This is a genomic window from Sivoneniella epilithica UHCC 1019, assembly GCF_040830845.1.
Lineage (GTDB): Bacteria > Cyanobacteriota > Cyanobacteriia > Leptolyngbyales > Leptolyngbyaceae > ULC077BIN1.
In genome coordinates this window covers 1-515 of the sequence record NZ_JBFPDP010000133.1, presented here as the reverse complement: position 1 = coordinate 515, position 515 = coordinate 1, and the positions used below count along the sequence as shown (strand labels likewise).

Annotated in this window: 1 pseudogene; it reads left to right on the top strand. The window is 48.9% G+C overall.

Features of this window, described 5'->3' with window-relative positions:
- Positions 1-121 precede the first annotated feature (121 nt).
- A pseudogene (locus AB3R30_RS26980) lies at positions 122-322 on the top strand (IS982 family transposase); the annotation flags it as partial.
- Positions 323-515: the final 193 nt, after the last annotated feature.

The following is a 515-nucleotide window of genomic DNA, read 5'->3' as shown; positions in this document are numbered from 1 at the left end:
TGAGGATGACCTGCAACAGACCGATGCCATCACGTTACAGGTGGCTCGTAAACGCAATTCCAAACGCCCTGATTCTCTCTGTCACCCGATTCAGGAAGTATGAGCTTTCGGAGGAGGGACTCGTAAACGCAATTCCAAACGCCCTGATTCTCTCTGTCTGGCTTATATCAAGCAAACCACTCGCCACTTCATCGAAACGCTCTTCAGTGGCATTACTGCTCGATTTCCTAAATCCATTCATGCCGTGACGATGGATGGCTTTTTGCTGAAGGTCTCCACCTTCATTGTTGCTTTCACCTTTGAAGCCGCCTTTATAGATTAGTCCTTCGTTCCGCTTAAGCGATTACGAACGGCTTTTGCCAGTTCGACTCATTCACCGGCCTGTGCTTCATCCTCATCCCCCAACTCCACTTAACCCGCAACTTGGGTTAGTAACGGAACGTCAGTTCGGGTTAAGCCGAAGGCAGCAAATTATAGTCAATGGCGATCGTAGGCTTCTTTGGCTGATGGCAATA